This window comes from Stenotrophomonas sp. YJH_SMC_127, from assembly GCF_059372445.1.
In genome coordinates this window covers 840,809-858,129 of record NZ_JCAFVO010000001.1, presented here as the reverse complement: position 1 = coordinate 858,129, position 17,321 = coordinate 840,809, and the positions used below count along the sequence as shown (strand labels likewise).

Here is a 17,321-nt window from a genome sequence, read left to right as displayed (position 1 = left end):
TTGTAGGGGAATTCCGGAAATTGTTGGAAGGTGAGCGCAGTCACGGTCCCGTCGTGTCGTAATCAACACAGTCAGGAGGTCCACTACCGGACGCTTGCATGTGGAGAGGGATATGAAGAACACGTTGCTGCGGCAGGCATCGGCCGCTGCATTGATCTACGCAACGCTGGTGGGCGCAGTGTTCGCGCAGGGCCTCGGGGTCTGCGGCGGTGGGCTCTACTGCGAGGAGTTCCGCCAGCAGTGCCTGGCCAGTGGCAAGTCACCGGTCATCTGCGAGTCGCAGTACCGTCGCTGCGTGCAGGACGCCTGCGGTATCCGCTGACATGGAAAGGGCGCACCTTGTGGGTGCGCCCTCTGTCATCCGGACATCATGCAACGCGCTCAGGCGTCGCTGGGCACCAGTCCCATCAGCGCATTGGCGTGTTCGCGCCATTGCGGCAGTTTGTTCAGCACGCCTGCGCGCTGCAGGTAGTCCTCGTCCACCGGGTCGCCATTGACCAGCGCCAGGGCCACGTGCACCGCACCGGTCACCCAGAAGCTGCGGGTGTTGGCGCGCTGCGGCTGCAGGTGGAAGGCCACCGCTTCGATGATCGGCATCGGCAGGCCCCACAGGCCCAGCAGGTAGGCGCCGGCCTCGGCATGGCCGGGGCGGGTGTCGCCGGCCAGCGAGGGCTCGCTGCGCTCGTTGCGCACACCTGGCAGCAGCAGGCCGATGTCGGCCAGCAGCGCGGCAGTCGCTCCCAGTTCGGCACTGGATTCGGGCAGCAGGCGTGCGGCGAGCCGCGAGGCCAGCAGTGCGCGCTGTTGCAGCGAGTTGCGCTCGGCGGCCGACAGCGTCGGTGCGGAGAACACTTCGCTGGCCAGCACCAGGTCACGCAGCGTGGCCAGGCCCAGCCGGGTCACGGCGGTGCGCAGGTCGGCAATGGTGCGGCCCTGGCTGAAGAAGGCCGAGTTCGACAGTTGCAGCACCTTGGCGGCGATCGCCGGATCGGCGGCGACCAGCTTGGCGACATCGGCACTGTCGGCGTCGTCGTCATGTTCCAGGGCCTGGGTCAGGCTCAGGTACAGGTGCGGCGGCGAGGGCAGTTTCTCGATACGGCCGATGGCATCGCGCAGGCGCGGGCTGTCCAGCACTTCGCGTAGTTCTTCCAGGCTGGTCAGTGCCTCCAGCAGCACTTCCGGCGCCAGCGGCAGCGGCAGGAAGCGGTGGGCGACACCAATGAGGCGCGCCGGCGGCGGCCGGTTGCCATGCTGCGCATCGACCAGCGCGATGCGGATGGTCTCCGGGCGCAAGGTCCGGATCTGCCCCAGCAGCGTGGTGGCATTGAGATCCGGCAATTGCGGGCAGACGATCACCGCGTCCACGCCCTGCGTGGCCACCGCGGTCATCGCGGCCTGGCCATCGGTGGCGGTCAACGGCTGCCAGTCTTCCCCAAGATCGGCAATGAATTCGGTCAGCTCGGCCGGCAGGCTGGCTGCATCCCCAACAAGCAGAATACGCACGACACATTCCCCTGGCTGTCTCGACGATGGATGTCGATGACGTGTGAAGTGACGCAATTTACCTAATACGGCAGCAAGAGTGATGTGCCGTCGTCATGAAACGTGACCCGCATCGCTCCGGCAGGGTACCGCCGGAGCGATCCGGTTCAGGCTCAGGCCTTGCTGTCGAGATGGCGCTGGTGCGCCTCGATCAGGATCTGCTTGGCCTCAGCGGCGCCGCCCCAACCGTCCAGCTTGACCCACTTGCCCTTCTCCAGGTCCTTGTAGTGCTCGAAGAAGTGGCCGATGCGCTCCAGCCAGTGGCTCGAGACCTGGGCGATGTCTTCGACGTGGGCGTAGCCGCTGAAGATCTTCGAGACCGGCACGGCCAGGATCTTCTCGTCGCTGCCCGCCTCGTCGCTCATCTTCAGCACGCCGACCGGACGGCAGCGCACGACCGAGCCCGGCACCAGTGGCAGCGGCAGCACCACCAGCACGTCGGCCGGATCGCCGTCGCCGCACAGCGTGCTCGGCACGTAGCCGTAGTTGCACGGGTAGCGCATCGGGGTGGAGAGGATGCGGTCGACGAAGATCGCGCCGGTTTCCTTGTCCACTTCGTACTTCACCGGCTCCGAGTCCTTCGGGATCTCGATGATGACGTTGATTTCTTCCGGCGGGTTCTTGCCGGGCGAGACGAGTTCCAGACCCATGGTGTGCTCCAGGTGGGGGGATATAGACGGATAGCTCACCATTTTATGCCTTTGCCGGGCGCTGTGCAGCGGGCGGGTCGCCGACCTGCCGAGGCGGCAAGGCCTGACGGGGCGCGCTGCCCTTGGCCGATGGGGCAGGAGGGCAGGCCGGCGCAGGCTGGACGCTCATTCCCGAGGAGTTCCGCCGATGTCCTGGTATGCCCGATGCATGGGGGTCGTGCTGTTGCTGGCGTCCCTGCCTGTCTCCGCCCGCGGTCTGCACGTGGACCTGATCGATTACCCCCGGCCCGAGGCCAACTGGGAGCGCGCCTACGGGCTGCAGGCCGCCCTGGCAAGGGAGTTCGACCGGCTCTGTGCCGATACCTGGTGCGAAGGTGAGTACAGCAACTACCGGGTGATGGAGGTCCGCTGCGCGGTGCTGGCCCATCGCGGAACGGTGCAGCGCTGTGCCTGGGTGGTGGTGGCCAGCGAGCTGGCCGTGCACGCCGATACCGGGGAGGTGCAGGTCGACAATGGCCGCTGGGTCTGTCCGTTGGAGTTGGGGCCAGGGGTACCTGTTGACGCCTTCCATGCTTCACTGGAAGCACCAGATGGCCTGACGGCGAACCTGCCTGGACTTGACCATGGCCTGTTCGACGCGCTGCCGGACTGCCTCCGGAAGACCGGGAGGGTGGGGTGATGCGCGTCTTCCCGGCACGATGGCTGGTCTGCGCGCTGCTGATGGCAGCCAACGCCCAGGCGACCCCTCAATTTGTCGATGCCCGTGACTACCCGAATCCGGCAACCGGGCGCGAGCGCTTCCTGGCGGCCGAACGTCTGTTGGTGCGCGGCTTTGACGATATCTGTGGGGATACCTTCTGCGAAGGGCAGTATTACAACCTGCGGGCGATGCGCTTGCGCTGCTCAGTGCAGCGGGCCACCGGTGTCGTGGCCCGTTGTGTCTGGACGTTCGCCGGGAGCTACACCTGGGTCCAGAAGACCGGGCAGATCGATGTTGACCAGGGACGCTATGCCTGCATGCTGCCACTGGCGGCGGGAACCCGCCTGGACGAGCTGCTGGCAGCGTGGGAGCGCGCCGGGCATGAAGCTCTGAATGCCACCCTGCCCGGAACCAGCACCCACGTTTACGATGGGCTGACTGATTGCCTGTGACCATTTCGACAATGCAAACGTGACTGATTCGCATTTGCGGAGTAGCATGCGCGGCGCCTCCCGTCTGTCGTCCCGGCTCCGCGCATGTCCTCCAATGCTGCCTCCCTCACCGAACTGCTGATCCGCGAGCGGCCAGCGCTGCTGCGCCGGGTGCAACGTATTCTGGGGGGCGACAACGGCGCCGAGGACGTGATCCAGGCGGTGTGGTTCAAGGCCCGTGGGGTCGATGACAGCCAGGCCATCGACAATCCGCGCGCCTATCTGTACCGGCTGGCCGCCAACCTGGCCACCGACCACGGCCGCGAGTCGACCCGGCGCAACCGCCTGTTGGCTGATCACTACCTGTGGGGGCCGGACGAGGTGATCTCCACCGAAGAGCAGGCCATGGCGCAGGACGAGCTGCAGCGGGTACTCGACGCGGCCGGCCATCTGCCGGAGCCGACCCGCACCATCTTCCGGCTCAACCGCCTTCAGGGCCTGACCCAGGCCGAGATCGCACGCCGCCTTGGGGTATCGGTGACCACGGTGGAGAATCACGTACGCACCGCGCTGCAGCGCCTGGCCTGGGCCCGCAGCGGCCGATGATCGCGCCGCCTTGGGGCTGGCCTTCGCGCAAACGTCTTGATCATTGGACCGTGGATGCGGTCCAGTTTCTCCGCCCCGCGCTTGAATGCGCCTGTCCGCCAGCCGATGAGCCCGCCGAACATGCTGCCTGCCGCCAATGACGATGCCCTGGCCGAGCAGGCCCGGGACTGGATCGCGTGGCTGGCCTCGGGCGATATCAGCGACGCGCGCATGCAGGCGTTCGAACACTGGCTGCAACAGCCGGGGCACCGCAGGGCCTTCGAACACGAGCGCGCGCTGTGGCGCAGCGTCGGGCCGCGAGCGCAGCCGGCCCGCGTGGCTGGTCGACGCCCGCGCCGACGGCGTTGGGCCATGGCTGCGGCGGCAATGCTGGCGATGCTGGTGGCATGGCCGGAGGCGTGGCTGCGCCTGCAGTCCGATCACCGCAGCACGCACCAGGTGCAGAACGTGCTGCTGCCTGATGGCAGCCGTGCGGTGCTGGACGCCGACAGTGCGATTGCCGTGCACTTTGATGCGAACGCCCGCCAGGTCGAGCTGTTGCGCGGGCGTGCCTGGTTCGAGGTCAGTCCGGATGCGCAGCGACGTTTCAGCGTGCGCGCCGGCAATGGCGTGGTCGAGGACATCTCGACCGCCTTCACCGTGGCGCGGGGCCACGACCAGGTGGAAACCCAGGTCGGGCAGGGCAGGGTACGGATGGCCAGCCCGGTTGACGGTGGCTGGACCTACCTGCAGCAGGGCCAGCGCGCGGCCTACGGTGAACACAGTGGGGTGAGGCGATTGGGGGACGTTGCGGCCGACAGCGTCGGCGCCTGGCGTCAGGGCGAGCTGCTGTTGGAACAGGCCCGCGTCGCTGACGCGGTGCAATGGGTGGGGCGCTATCGCGCTGGCCCAACCTTCGTGCGTGGTGATCTATCGCAGCTGCCGGCGGTAAGCGCGGCGTTGCGTATCGACCGCCCGGAACAGGCGCTGGATGCGCTGGCCGCGACGGCTGGATTGCAGGTGACCCGGCTGCCGCTCGGCGTCGCCATCGTCCATCGGTAGATCCACGCCATTGCCCCGGTGCCGACCAACGGTCGGCACCCACCACTGCAACCAGCCGCGCAACCGTCGGCACCTGCTTCGACTGCAAATCCCCTTGGGGTTGCCACCCTTTCATCCGTCTTACTCCGCGAACGTACCCGCCGCCGCCACGTACGTCGCCGTGTCCGCCCGTGTTGCGGATGACGCCGCGTTCGCGGCACCGATTACCTGACAGGTTCCCCCATGTTCGACTTCCATCGCCCGGGCCGCGTGCTGCGCCCGTCCCGCCTGTGCATCGCGTTGCTCGCCGCCGGCCTGGCCAGTGCCGCGCCGTCCGTACTGGCGCAGAGCGCCAGCAGCGACCACGCGGCCGTGCTGCGCTTCGATATTCCGGCGCAACCGCTGGATGACGCGCTGCGCAGCTACATGCGCCAGTCCGGTGTGCAGGTGGTCTATCCCGCATCGCTGGCACGTGGCGTAACCTCTCGCGCGGTCGGCGGCAGCCTGTCGGCCAACGAGGCGCTGCAGCAGCTGCTGCAGGGCAGTGGCCTGGCAGTGCGCCGGGTCAGCGCCGATGCGGTCACCCTGGAAGCGGCAACGCCGTTGCAGGCCGACAGTGGTGTGATCGTCACCGACACGCTGAGTGTGGCCGGCGACCGCGTCGGGAGCGGCGCGACCAGTGATGAAGCACGCCTGCTCGACAGCTATCGCAGCGTGGGTTCGACCACCACGCTCAATCGCACGCACCTGGAGCGTTTCCGCGGCACCTCCAACGGCGACATCGTCAAGGGTGTGGCCGGTGTCACCGCCGGTGATCCGCGCGTGGGCAACGGCTTCGACGTCAACATCCGCGGTATCCAGGGCCAGGGCCGCGTGCCGGTGATCATCGACGGTGGCCAGTCCAGCATGGATACCTACCGTGGCTACGCCGGCCAGTCGCAGCGCACCTACCTCGACCCGGACCTGATCTCCAGCCTGACCATCACCAAGGGGCCGAGCCTGCAGGCCAACGCGTCCGGTGGCATCGGCGGCGTGGTCGAGATGGAGACGTTGAAGATCGGTGACGTGCTGCGCGAGGGCCGCGACGTCGGCGTGCGCGTGCGCGGCGGCCTGGCCAATGGCAGTGCCAACAGCCTGCCGTCCTACAGTGCGGCACCGCGCACCGATCGCAGCGCCACCGGCAGCCAGTTCTTCAACGTGGCCGCCGCAGGGCACTGGGACCGCTTCGATCTGGTCGCCGCCTACGCCTACCGTGACAACGGCAACTACTTCTCCGGCCGCCATGGCTACGACGACTTCCCGCAGGATCGGCGCACGCTGGCACCGCTGAATCCGCCGCGCACCGAGGTTTTCAATACCTCTTCGCGCTCGAAGTCGGCGCTGCTCAAGGGCACCTGGCGCATCGACGACACGCAGACGCTGGAAGCCGGCTATCGCCGCTATGAAGGCACTGCCGGCGAGATCATGGCCTCGCAGATCATCCGCGTGGATCGTGACCGCATTCCACAGTGGGATCCGGGCCACGTCGACATGGACAGCTACAGCCTGCGCTACCGCTTCAATCCGGACAGCGAGCTGATCGACCTGCGCGTCAACGCCGCGTACACCGACACCGACAGCGTGATGTACAACAGCCTGACCGGCATCACCCCGTGGTACTTCGACCGACGCACCGAGTGGTATGACGCGCCCAGCTTCAGCGGTGACCCCGGCTACAAGGATGCCTACCGCAATCCGCTGCGGCACAAGCGCTTCGGCCTGGATGCCAGTAATACCTCCAGGTTCGACACCCGCGCCGGTGCGTTCACGCTCGACTACGGACTGTCCTACAGCGACGAAGACATCGCGCCGGGCAGTTCGGGCCCGATCAAGCACGACGACCTGGTCAACAACCGCTTCCTGCGCAACGCCGAGCGCAGGGAATACAGCGCCGTGGCCTCGCTGAAGTGGCAGCCCGATGAACATTGGGAACTGCTGGCCGGCGGCCGCTGGAACCGCGTGGAGGTGCACGACCGCAACCGCTTGGCCACGCCCGAGGCCTACGCGGTGCAGGGCCAGTACCGCTACACCGAGCTGCTCAACGGCAACCCGGCACTGCCGTCGTGGCGCGCCAAGCGCATCGCGCTGCTGAACTGGTACCCGGATGCCAACGGCAACTTCACCCGGGAATCGCTGCTGGCCTCGCCGTACAAGAAGGGCACGGTGGCCGACATCGGTGGCTGGAACTTCTACGACGCTGGCAAGGCGCAGGATCTGGAAGTGCCGGTCAGCTGGAGCTGGTCGCAGCCGATCCGCCGTCGCGACAGCGCGTTCTCGCCGACCGCCAGCGTGGCCTATCGCTTCAGCGAAGACACCATGGTCTACGTGAAGTACGCCGAAGGCACCAAGCTGCCGAGCCTGTTCGAGACCACGCTGGGCCTGTTCACCGCCGCCAAACCGGTGGGCGAGCTTAAGCCGGAGCGCGCGCGCAGCTGGGAAATCGGCGCCAGCACCCTCCGCTACGACCTGTTCACTGCCGGCGACCGCCTGGCGCTGAAGCTGGCGTATTTCGATACCCGTATCGACGACCTGATCACCCGTGACTACCGCACGCTGTCGGCGGGCCTGATCCGCAACGTCGACCAGTTCAAGGTCTCGGGCATGGAGTTCCAGTCCAGCTATGACAGCGGCAAGGTATTTGCCGATCTGTCCGCGCACTACTACTTCAAGGCCAAGACCTGCGCGCCGGACATCGCCGCCGAGCGCCGTGCCTATGGGGCGCAGCGCAGGAACGGCGAGCTGGCCAACACGCCCGACTGCGTGGACGGCGGCTTCGAGGGCTCGTACACCAATACCCAGAACCCGCCGCGCTACATGGTCAACCTGACCCTGGGCTCGCGCCTGTTCGAGGAGCGCCTGACCTTCGGCACCCGCGTGGTCCACAACGCTGGCCCGATCAGCAAGCTGGACAAGGACTGGAACGTGGGCCTGTCGGCGATCCAGCAGCTGTACCGGCCAACCACGCTGGTGGACCTGTTCGCCAGCTGGAGCTTCAACGACCAGCTCTCGGTGGAAGCCGGCGTGGACAACCTGACCGACCGCTACTACCTGGACCCGCTGGCCCTGGGCGTGATGCCGGCACCGGGCCGCACCGCGCGGCTGGCGCTGACCTGGAAGTACTGATCGGTCGCGGATGAGCGCTGGGGTCGGATCCCTTTCCTGCGGAAAGGGCGAGCGGCAGGGTCGGATCCCTTTCCTGCGGAAAGGGCGAGCGGCAGGGTCGGATCCCTTTCCTGCGGAAAGGGCGAGCGGCGGGGTCGGATCCCTTTCCTGCGGAAAGGGCTCTGACCCCAACAGCGCGGGATACCCCGCTTACAGCCCCGTCGCCGCCTTCACCGCGTCCTCGTGCAGCGACTCGTTCAGCTCATCCACCACGGTGGTCCATGCCGCATCGGCCTGCAGCGACTCGGACAGGAACTGGCGCTGCGCATCGTTCCAGTACGGCGCCTCGACCACTTCCACATCGGTGGCCAGCTGGTGCTCGCGGATGAAGCGGGCGATGCCCTCGGCGCTGGCGTCCAGGCCCAGCTGCAGGAACAGGTTGGTCATGCGCGGTTCGGTGGTGATCATCGTCGGTTCCTGCGGTAAGAAGGGATGCGCCATTATCGGCGCACATAGCCTTGGGGAAAGCCCCGTGGCGAACGTCTACAGCAGGACGACCCCCTTGGCATCCCCCATGAACGCACACATCGCCCCTGAAGACAGCCGCAGCCTGCGGCTCAAGGCCGCCACCCGCGACAGCCATGGCGCCCTGGACAAGCGCATCATGGCCGGTGACATCTTCGCCGACCGCAGCAACTTCGCCCGGTTCCTGCGCGTGCAGTACCGCTTCCATCGCAGCATCGATGCGCTGTATGCCAACCCTGCGCTGGACGCACTGCTGCCGGACCTGGGCGAGCGCCGCCGCTTGGCCCAAGTGGCGCGCGACCTGCAGGATCTGGAGCAGACGCTGCCCGGGGCCGACATCGCGGCGTTGCCGTCCGATCTGGAACTGCCCGCCGCGTTGGGGTGGCTGTATGTGGCCGAAGGGTCCAACCTCGGCGGCACCATTCTGTACAAGATGGCCGCCAGGCTCGGCCTGGATCGTGATTTCGGCGCCCGCCACCTGGCCGCGCATCCGGATGGCGCGGCGCGCCACTGGCGCGAGTTCACCGCTGCGCTGGACGCGGTACCGCTGAGTGCCAGGCAGGAGCAGCAGGTGATCAATGCGGCCGACGCCGCGTTCCGCAGCGTGCACGGCCACGTCGAAGTGGAATTCGCCTGATGCCTGGTGCCCGCCTGCGGATGCAGCGCTGATGCGTTGGCTCTGGTTCGCGCTGGGGTGGTTGATGGTCGTCCTCGGGGTGATCGGCGCGTTGCTGCCGGTGATGCCGACCACCATCTTCCTGATCCTCGCCGTGGGCTGCTTCGCACGCAGCTCGCCGAAGTTCGAGCAGCGCCTGCTGGCGCATCCGCGCTACGGCCCGTCACTGCGGCTGTGGCGTGAGCAGGGTGCGGTGTCGCGCAAGGGCAAGGCGTTCGCCAGTGCCGGCATGGCCGTGGGTTTTGCGCTGTTCTGCTGGGGAGCGCACCCGTCGTGGCGCCTGCTGCTGGGCGTGGGCCTGTTCTTCGCGGTCAGCGCCGGCTACGTGCTCAGCCGACCCGCGCCGCGGCTGCAGCCCCATCCGGTCGTGGAAGTGGACGACGCCAATGATCCGCGTGCGACCCGCCGTCGCGCAGCGACCCCTGATGCTGATGGAAACCGAGACGATGCTGCCTGCTGACCTGGCCCCTGTGGCCGCCCCCTCATTGACTCCGTGGGGCATGTACCTGGCCGCCGACGTGGTGGTGAAGGCCGTGATGATCGCGCTGGCACTGGCGTCGCTGGCCACCTGGACCGTGCTGCTGGCCAAGGGCTGGGAGCTGGCGCGGCAGGCCCGGCAGCTGCGTGCGGCACGCGCGCTGTTGCTGCAGTCCGCACAGCTGCCGACGCAGAGCGAAGAAGCGACCCTGCAACAGGGCGCCGCACTGACGATGCTGGATGCTGCACGCACCGAACTGCGCCTGTCGCAGGAGCTGGACAGCCACGACGGCATCAAGGAGCGCGTCGCCTCGCGCCTGGAGCGCATCGAGCTGGAAACCGCGCGCGTGCAGCGGCGCGGTATCGGCGCGCTCGCCAGCATCGGCGCGGTGGCGCCGTTCGTCGGCCTGTTCGGTACGGTGTGGGGCATCATGAACAGTTTCATCGGCATCGCCCACAGCAACACCACCAGCCTGGCGGTGGTTGCGCCCGGCATCGCCGAGGCCCTGTTGGCGACAGCGCTCGGCCTGGTCGCGGCGATTCCCGCGGTACTGGTCTACAACCATTTCAGCCGCGTGCTGGCCGGCCTGCGGGGGCTGCTCGGCGATCTGTCGGCGGCCGTGCAGCAGCTGGTGTCGCGCGATCTTGATCGTGCCGTCCCGCGTGCCGCTGCGGCGCCGCTGCGCGCGGTGCACTGAGGCGCGACGATGGCGATCAGGACCGCGTCCGACCGCGACGATGCCCCCGAAGAAGCGCACGAGATCAATGTCACGCCCTTCATCGACGTGATGCTGGTGCTGTTGATCATCTTCATGGTGGCCGCACCGCTGGCCACCGTGTCGGTGCCGGTGCAGCTGCCGGCCAGCAGCGCCAATGCCGCGCCGCCGGAACAGGCACCGGTGTACGTGACCGTGCAGGCCGACCTGTCGCTGCGCGTCGGCGAACAGGCGGTGGCGCGTGACGGGCTGGCGGCTGCACTGCAGGTGGCCACCCACAGCGATACCGCGCAACGCATCTTCCTGCGCGCCGACACCCGCGTGCCCTACGGCGAACTGATGGCCACTCTGGATGCGCTGCGTGCGGCGGGCTACCTGAAGGTGGCACTGGTCGGCCTGGAGCAGGGCACGCAATGAGCGGACTGCGGCGCTGGGCGACCAGCCTGGCGATCGTACTGCTGGTGCACGCGCTGTTGATCGGCGCGGCCTGCTGGTGGGTGGCCCGCGCACCGGTGCAGGCTGCTACGGCTCCCCCGGCAGCGCTGACGCTGGAGCTGGCGCCGATGGCGCAGGCACCGCCGGCGCCGCCGCGCGAGGTCGCCACCGGGCCGCTGCAGCAGCAACAGCAGCGGCAGCAGGCGCCAGCGCCAGCCGTGCGTGAGCAACCCAAGGCACCCGTGCAGCCGCAGGGTGAGCTGCCTCCGCCAGAAGCGCCGGAACCAGCGCCCGCGCCGGACAGCGCCGATGCCAACGTCGCGCAGACCAGCGCACCGCCGCAGGTGGCCGCCGACGCTGCCGCACGCTACACCGCGCCGCAGACCACGGCGGGTGAGCGCAGTCGTGCCGAGGCGACCTGGGAAGGACGCCTGCTCGGGCACCTGCAGCAGCACCGGCGCTATCCACGCCAGGCCGAGCGGCTGCGCCAGCAGGGCGTGGTCTACGTGCGCTTTGCCGTGGCCCGCGACGGTGTGGTTTCGGCGGTGGTGCTGGGCCGCAGCAGCGGCTTCGCGTTGCTCGACCAGGAGACGCTGGACACCGTGCAGCGGGCCAGCCCGGTCCCGGCGCCGCCGGCCGAGGTGGCTGGCGACCCGGTGCAGGTGATGGTGCCGGTGTCATTCTTCCTGCGCGGGCGGTGACCGCCATCGGGGTCGGATCCCTTTCCGCAGGAAAGGGCTCTGACCCCATCGAGGCCGTCATCCACGCATGGCGCGGATCTACAGCAGCGGCACCAGCAGCAGCGCCACGATGTTGATGATCTTGATCAGCGGATTGATCGCCGGGCCGGCGGTGTCCTTGTACGGGTCACCGACGGTATCGCCGGTCACCGCGGCCTTGTGCGCCTCGCTGCCCTTGCCGCCGAAGTGGCCGTCCTCGATGTACTTCTTGGCGTTGTCCCAGGCACCGCCGCCGGTGGTCATCGAAATGGCCACGAACAGGCCGGTCACGATGGTGCCGATCAGCAGGCCGCCCAGCGCGCGTGGCCCCAGCAGCAAGCCGACCACCACCGGCACCGCCACCGGCAGCAAGGACGGCACGATCATTTCGCGGATCGCCGAGCGGGTCAGCATGTCCACCGCCTTGTCGTACTGGGGCTTGCCGGTGCCCTGCATGATGCCGGGGATCTCGCGGAACTGGCGGCGCACTTCCTCCACCACCGCACCGGCGGCGCGGCCGACCGCTTCCATCGCCATCGCACCGAACAGGTAGGGAATCAGGCCGCCGATCAGCAGGCCGATGATCACCGTGTGGTCGCTGAGATCGAAGCGGAACTCCTGGCCGGGATTGGCCGCCTGCAGGTTGTGGGTGTAGTCGGCGAACAGCACCAGTGCGGCCAGCGCCGCCGATCCGATCGCATAGCCCTTGGTCACTGCCTTGGTGGTGTTGCCCACTGCATCCAGCGGATCGGTGATGTCGCGGATCTCCGAGGGCAGCTCGGCCATTTCGGCGATGCCACCGGCGTTGTCGGTGATCGGGCCGTAGGCATCGAGGGCGACAATCATGCCGGCCATCGACAGCATCGCAGTAGCGGCGATGGCGATGCCGTACAGGCCGCCCAGCGCGAAGGCTCCCCAGATCGCCGCACACACCGCCACCACCGGCAGCGCGGTGGACTTCATCGAAATGCCTAGGCCGGCGATGATGTTGGTGCCATGGCCGGTGGTCGAGGCCTGCGCCACATGCTGCACCGGCTTGTACTGGGTGCCGGTGTAGTACTCGGTGATCCACACGATCAGCCCGGTCAGCACCAACCCGATCAACGCGCAGCCATACAGCGCCATCGGCCCATGCACGTTGTCGGACATCAGCCCGGTGGTGATCGGATAGAACGCAATCGCCGCCAGCACGCCGGAGACGATCACGCCCTTGTACAGCGCACCCATGATCGAGCCGCCTGGCTTCACCTTGACGAACAGCGCACCGATGATCGAGGCGATGATCGATACGCCGCCCAGCACCAGCGGGTAGAGCACCGCGTTGGCGCCGGCCTCGGCCAGCATCAGGCTGCCCAGCAGCATGGTGGCGATCACGGTCACCGCGTAGGTCTCGAACAGGTCGGCGGCCATGCCGGCGCAGTCACCGACGTTGTCACCGACGTTGTCGGCGATCACCGCCGGGTTGCGCGGATCATCTTCGGGAATGCCGGCTTCGACCTTGCCGACCAGGTCAGCGCCGACGTCGGCTCCTTTGGTGAAGATGCCGCCGCCCAACCGCGCGAAGATCGAGATCAGCGACGAACCGAACGCCAGCCCGACCAGCGCGTGCAGCGCCTGCTCCATCGGCAGGCCCATGCGCAGCAGCAGTGCGTAGTAGCCTGCCACGCCCAGCAGGCCCAGCCCGACCACCAGCATGCCGGTGATCGCGCCGCCGCGGAAGGCGACGTCCATCGCCGCGCTGATGCCCTGGCGCGCCGCCTCCGCGGTGCGCACGTTGGCGCGCACCGACACGTTCATGCCGATGTAGCCGGCGGCGCCGGACAGCACCGCACCGACCGCGAAACCAATCGCGGTGTACCAGCTGAGGAACACCCCGACCAGCACGAACAGCACCACGCCGGCGATGCCGATGGTCAGGTACTGACGGTTGAGGTAGGCACGCGCACCTTCCTGGATCGCGGTGGCGATCGCAACCATGCGCTCATTGCCGGTGGGTTGGCGCAGGATCCAGCGCGCCGAGACGATTCCGAACAGGATCGCGAGAATGGCGCAGCCCAGCGCCAGTGACAGCCCGTGACGTTCCAGCATTAGACCCCTCCGCAGAATGGATGTAGGCATCCAGTGGCGATGAACGGCACCACGAGGGGGACGACGGGCTGCAGCCTGGAACCAACCCGTACCGACCTTGGTGGTCGTCCGACGTATGGCGGTGTTCAGCATTCCCTGGTGCCCGCAGTATGCGTGCCGCTCTTTGTAGAGTCGAGCCATGCTCGACTGGCCCGTGGGAGCCGCGCCGCATGACCCGTGGGCGCCCTGCCAATGAACGCGTCGACATGCGCGCGGACCCGCCGCCAGGCAAGGGCATGATTTGCGAGCCACCGGCCTTTGCACCCCGTTAAGCCAGCCTCTGCAAGCCTGCGCGGAGTCCCGATGGAGATCCCCCATGCGCCTGTCCCTGTTGATGCTCGCCGCCCTGGCCCCGGCCGTGCCGGCACTCGCTGCGGAAACCCCGGAGCTGCAGCGTGCCGTGGGCGCACCCCAGGCGGTGGGCGCGGTGCATACGCTGCGGCAGATTCCCGAGGCCTGCGCACGCCTGGAAGGTGCGTTCACCGGCGATGCCGCCGCCCCGTACCGCTTCTCCGCCGTGCGTACCAGCGAGCAGTGCCAGCCACGTGCGCGCTTCGTCGACTACACCAAGGCACAGCCGAGTGCCGACAAGGGCTGGAAGCTCAACGATGTGATCCGCGTGCCCAACGCGGCATGCCCGGCGCAGCAGGCGGTGGTGCGGGTGTGGCGCCTGCCGTCGAGCAACAAGGTCGAGCTGGATGGGCAGGGCCAGTCGCGCATCTATCTGGAAGAGGCCAAGAAGCAGGCGGCAGCCGGCCAGATTCCGCAGGTGACGATGTTCGCCGCGCAGCTGCAGATGGAAGGCAAGGCCTGCAATTGAGATGATGCGTGCGCTGCGCCCACGCAGTCGTCCACGGGTGGTAGTGCCGGCCGCTGGCCGGCATCCGGCTGATCTCACTCCGCCAGCGTCGCCCCGCGCGCCACCAGCAGCTCGCGCAACGCCCTGCGATGGCAGTGCGCTTCGTCCTCGCAGTAGCAGCCCACGCTGAGGTCGCTGTGCTGCGACATCGCGGCCAGCAGGTCCAGCGCGTGCGCGGCATCGGGCGCTTTCATCTCGGCCTTGTAGTGGCGGAAGAACGCAGTCCAGTCGGCGGCGGTCTTCGCCTCATGGGCCTGTTTCACCAGCTCCGCGCTGGGTGACAGAGTCGGGAACCAGACGTCGTACCAGTCCCGTTTCGCGAATTCGCTGCGGGGCACGCCGCGCGGTGGTCGCCGCACGGTGCCGATGCGCAGGCCCTCACCGGGTTGGCGCGGGCTGCCGAGACGAACAACACGCAGTGCCATGATGACCTCCATGAAAAGGGGACGGAGGGGATTAAGTCGTATCCGACCCACTGCTGATGCTGTTGGAGATGACAGAGGGGCGTATGCGACTTAATCCCCTCCGTCCCCTTTTTCAGGTCAGCCCTCGAAGGCCGGCAGCTTCTGCTTCACCGCCACGTTCTTCAGTGTCACGTACTTCGGCAGGCCGTCGGTGCCATAGGGAAGCGGCGCTTCGCCCTTGATCAGCGGCGACAGGTAGGCGCGCGCCTTGGCGGTGATGCCGAAGCCATCGCGGCGGATGAAGCCGGCTGGCATCTTCTTCTCGTGGTTGGCGATCTTCGACAGCGGGGCCGCTTCGATCTTCCAGCGATAGGGCGCATCGCTGCTGCGCACGATCACCGGCATCACGCCGTTCTGGCCCTTCAGTGCCAGCTGCACGGCGGCCTTGCCGACCGCCTGTGCCTGCTCCCAGTCGGTCCTGCTGGCCAGGTGGCGGGCCGAGCGCTGCAGGTAGTCGGGCAGCGCCCAGTGCACCTTCAGGCCCAGCTGGTCCTTGACCCGTGCAGCAAGGTGCGCGGCCACGCCGCCCAGCTGCGAGTGACCGAACGAGTCCTTGCCGCCGCCTGCGTCGGCGACGAAGCGGCCATCTGCGGTCGCGATACCTTCCGACGCCACCACCACGCAGTAGCCGACGCGCTCGACCACGGCCTTCACCTTGGCCAGGAACGCGGCCTCGTCGTAGGCGCGCTCGGGCAGCAGGATGATGTGCGGTGCTTCGTCATCACCGTTGCCAGCCAGGCCGGCGGCCGCGGCCAGCCAGCCGGCGTGGCGGCCCATCGCCTCGTAGATGAAGACGCGGGTGGAGGTCTCGGCCATCGCCGCAACGTCCAGCGCCGCCTCGCGCACCGAGACGGCGGTGTACTTGGCCGCCGAGCCGAAGCCGGGGCAGGTGTCGGTCACCGCCAGATCGTTGTCGATGGTCTTGGGCACGCCAATGCAGGTCAGGTCGTAGCCGGAGGCCTTGGCCAGCTGCGAGACCTTCAGCGCGGTATCGGCCGAGTCGTTGCCGCCGTTGTAGAGGAACCAGCGCACGTCGTGCGCGCGCAGCACCTCCAGCAGGCGGTCGTAGCGGGCACGGTCGGCGTCCAGCGATTTCAGCTTGACCCGGCACGAGCCGAAGGCACCGCCCGGGGTATGGGCCAGCGCGCGGATGGCCGCGGCACTCTCCTTGCTGGTGTCGATCAGCTCCTCGCGCAGGGCGCCGAGGATGCCGTTGCGGGCGGCCAGGACCTTGATGCCCTTGGCCCGCGCCTGCTCGATCACCGCCGCCGCCGTGGCGTTGATGACGGCGGTGACACCGCCGGACTGGGCATAAAGGAGAGTACCGTTGCGCATGCTTCTACCTGCTCGGGGGAGGGGACATTGCAGGGACATTACCCGGATGCGGTAAAGTGGCGCTATTGCGGTGCAGCGATACCGGACCGTCCGGGACGCGAACCTTCTTTGTTTTCAACACGTTGGAGTCAGGTCAATGCGATTGGTTCTGTTGGGACCGCCCGGTTCGGGCAAGGGGACACAGGCGACGCGCCTGAAGGAAAAGCTGGGCATCGCCCACATTTCGACCGGTGACATGCTGCGCGCGGAAATCGCCGCCGGCACCGAGCTGGGCAAGCAGGCCAAGACGGTGATGGATGCCGGCAACCTGGTGTCGGACGACATCCTGCTGGGCATGCTGGAGTCGCGCCTGACCCAGGCTGATGTCGCCAAGGGCTTCATCCTCGATGGCTACCCGCGCAACGTGGCCCAGGCCAATGCGATGGATGGCCTGCTGGCCAAGATCGGCCAGCCGCTGGACGCCGTGGTGCAGCTGGACGTGGCCACCGAGCTGCTGGTGGATCGCATCGCTGGTCGTGCCAAGGAGCAGGGCCGCGCCGATGACAATCCGGAAGCGGTGCGCCAGCGCCTGCAGGTCTACAACGAGCAGACCGCCCCGGTGGTCGATTTCTACGCCGGCCGTGGCACCCTGGCCCGCGTCGATGGCGTCGGTGAGCTGGACGAGATCGAAGCCCGCATCCTGGCGGCGATCAAGGCCTGATCCGGCCGGGCCGGCGCGAATTGCCGGCTCCCCGGGCGCAAAAAAACACAGGCCTGGTCCGTGAGGATCAGGCCTGTGTCGTTTGACAGGCGCCAGCGAAGGGCTTGCTCAGGGCCCCGCAGCATGAGCTCCCTTGGGGATGGCCTCTTGGGGAGTAGGACCGGTTCGGGTACTGCGGCTGGCAGTTCGAATTGTGTC

19 protein-coding genes are annotated in these 17,321 nt (G+C 67.8%); 13 read left to right on the top strand and 6 right to left on the bottom strand.

Going from position 1 to position 17,321, the window contains the following annotated elements; genetic code table 11:
- The first annotated feature begins 112 nt into the window (after positions 1–112).
- Complete coding sequence (locus AC5QAB_RS03875; RefSeq protein ID WP_032955995.1) at positions 113–322, top strand: hypothetical protein; 210 nt, start codon at positions 113–115, stop codon at positions 320–322.
- A gap of 59 nt (positions 323–381) precedes the next feature.
- Here AC5QAB_RS03875 and AC5QAB_RS03870 read toward each other — a convergent pair whose 3' ends face one another.
- Both AC5QAB_RS03870 and ppa read right to left on the bottom strand, forming a co-directional pair.
- Positions 382–1,503, bottom strand: a complete 1,122-nt coding sequence (locus tag AC5QAB_RS03870) for an HDOD domain-containing protein (protein ID WP_014038392.1) — start codon at positions 1,501–1,503, stop codon at positions 382–384.
- A 152-nt stretch (positions 1,504–1,655) separates the two neighbouring features.
- Positions 1,656–2,192, bottom strand: a complete 537-nt coding sequence (gene ppa, locus AC5QAB_RS03865) for an inorganic diphosphatase (RefSeq protein ID WP_005410935.1) — start codon at positions 2,190–2,192, stop codon at positions 1,656–1,658.
- A gap of 187 nt (positions 2,193–2,379) precedes the next feature.
- On the opposite strand from ppa, the gene AC5QAB_RS03860 reads away from it, so the two are divergent.
- The 5 genes from AC5QAB_RS03860 (at position 2,380) to AC5QAB_RS03840 (ending at position 8,111) form a co-directional block, all read left to right on the top strand.
- Complete coding sequence (locus AC5QAB_RS03860; RefSeq protein ID WP_053495208.1) at positions 2,380–2,871, top strand: hypothetical protein; 492 nt, start codon at positions 2,380–2,382, stop codon at positions 2,869–2,871.
- Complete coding sequence (locus AC5QAB_RS03855) at positions 2,871–3,344, top strand: hypothetical protein (RefSeq protein WP_197561903.1); 474 nt, start codon at positions 2,871–2,873, stop codon at positions 3,342–3,344. Before AC5QAB_RS03860 ends, AC5QAB_RS03855 begins: the two co-directional genes overlap by 1 nt.
- A gap of 84 nt (positions 3,345–3,428) precedes the next feature.
- Positions 3,429–3,929, top strand: coding sequence for an RNA polymerase sigma factor (locus tag AC5QAB_RS03850; RefSeq protein ID WP_014038389.1), 501 nt, complete (start codon positions 3,429–3,431; stop codon positions 3,927–3,929).
- Positions 3,930–4,034: 105 nt separating this feature from the next.
- Positions 4,035–4,970, top strand: coding sequence for a FecR family protein (locus AC5QAB_RS03845; protein ID WP_049408701.1), 936 nt, complete (start codon positions 4,035–4,037; stop codon positions 4,968–4,970).
- 222 nt (positions 4,971–5,192) lie between these two features.
- Positions 5,193–8,111 (top strand): TonB-dependent receptor domain-containing protein, encoded by a 2,919-nt coding sequence (locus AC5QAB_RS03840; protein WP_197561634.1) that lies wholly within the window; start codon positions 5,193–5,195, stop codon positions 8,109–8,111.
- A 189-nt stretch (positions 8,112–8,300) separates the two neighbouring features.
- Here the strand turns inward: AC5QAB_RS03840 and AC5QAB_RS03835 are convergent, their stop codons facing one another.
- On the bottom strand, positions 8,301–8,558 hold the full coding sequence (locus tag AC5QAB_RS03835; protein WP_006390068.1) for a DUF2789 domain-containing protein: 258 nt from the start codon (positions 8,556–8,558) through the stop codon (positions 8,301–8,303).
- A 106-nt stretch (positions 8,559–8,664) separates the two neighbouring features.
- Between AC5QAB_RS03835 and AC5QAB_RS03830 the strand changes: the two genes are divergently transcribed.
- Genes AC5QAB_RS03830 through AC5QAB_RS03810 form a run of 5 tightly spaced genes read left to right on the top strand, consistent with a single transcriptional unit; the run spans position 8,665 to position 11,620 of the window.
- On the top strand, positions 8,665–9,252 hold the full coding sequence (locus AC5QAB_RS03830) for a biliverdin-producing heme oxygenase (protein WP_032956006.1): 588 nt from the start codon (positions 8,665–8,667) through the stop codon (positions 9,250–9,252).
- 31 nt (positions 9,253–9,283) lie between these two features.
- Positions 9,284–9,751 (top strand): YbaN family protein, encoded by a 468-nt coding sequence (locus AC5QAB_RS03825; RefSeq protein WP_014648319.1) that lies wholly within the window; start codon positions 9,284–9,286, stop codon positions 9,749–9,751.
- Positions 9,738–10,466 carry a tonB-system energizer ExbB gene (exbB, locus tag AC5QAB_RS03820; RefSeq protein WP_197561633.1) on the top strand — a complete coding sequence of 243 codons (729 nt, stop codon included), beginning with the start codon at positions 9,738–9,740 and terminating at the stop codon, positions 10,464–10,466. Before AC5QAB_RS03825 ends, exbB begins: the two co-directional genes overlap by 14 nt.
- A 9-nt stretch (positions 10,467–10,475) precedes the next feature.
- Positions 10,476–10,901 (top strand): TonB system transport protein ExbD, encoded by a 426-nt coding sequence (exbD, locus tag AC5QAB_RS03815; RefSeq protein ID WP_049407692.1) that lies wholly within the window; start codon positions 10,476–10,478, stop codon positions 10,899–10,901.
- Entirely contained in the window at positions 10,898–11,620 is a 723-nt protein-coding gene (locus AC5QAB_RS03810) for an energy transducer TonB (RefSeq protein WP_164110844.1), read from the top strand. Before exbD ends, AC5QAB_RS03810 begins: the two co-directional genes overlap by 4 nt.
- Positions 11,621–11,698: 78 nt before the next feature.
- Here the strand turns inward: AC5QAB_RS03810 and AC5QAB_RS03805 are convergent, their stop codons facing one another.
- On the bottom strand, positions 11,699–13,726 hold the full coding sequence (locus tag AC5QAB_RS03805) for a sodium-translocating pyrophosphatase (protein WP_032956016.1): 2,028 nt from the start codon (positions 13,724–13,726) through the stop codon (positions 11,699–11,701).
- A gap of 355 nt (positions 13,727–14,081) precedes the next feature.
- Between AC5QAB_RS03805 and AC5QAB_RS03800 the strand changes: the two genes are divergently transcribed.
- The gene (locus AC5QAB_RS03800) at positions 14,082–14,585 is read left to right on the top strand and encodes a hypothetical protein (RefSeq protein ID WP_014648314.1); all 504 of its coding nucleotides are present in this window, start codon (positions 14,082–14,084) and stop codon (positions 14,583–14,585) included.
- A 74-nt stretch (positions 14,586–14,659) separates the two neighbouring features.
- On the opposite strand, the gene AC5QAB_RS03795 is transcribed toward AC5QAB_RS03800, so the two are convergent.
- A complete protein-coding gene (locus AC5QAB_RS03795) occupies positions 14,660–15,049 on the bottom strand; it encodes a DUF488 domain-containing protein (protein ID WP_014648313.1) in 390 nt (129 codons plus the stop codon).
- Positions 15,050–15,166: 117 nt separating this feature from the next.
- Positions 15,167–16,423: a 6-phosphofructokinase gene (locus AC5QAB_RS03790; protein WP_014648312.1), complete on the bottom strand. Its 1,257-nt coding sequence runs from the start codon at positions 16,421–16,423 to the stop codon at positions 15,167–15,169.
- Positions 16,424–16,559: 136 nt separating this feature from the next.
- Here AC5QAB_RS03790 and AC5QAB_RS03785 point away from each other — a divergent pair, with 136 nt between their 5' ends.
- Positions 16,560–17,123 (top strand): adenylate kinase, encoded by a 564-nt coding sequence (locus AC5QAB_RS03785; RefSeq protein WP_032956019.1) that lies wholly within the window; start codon positions 16,560–16,562, stop codon positions 17,121–17,123.
- Positions 17,124–17,321: the final 198 nt, after the last annotated feature.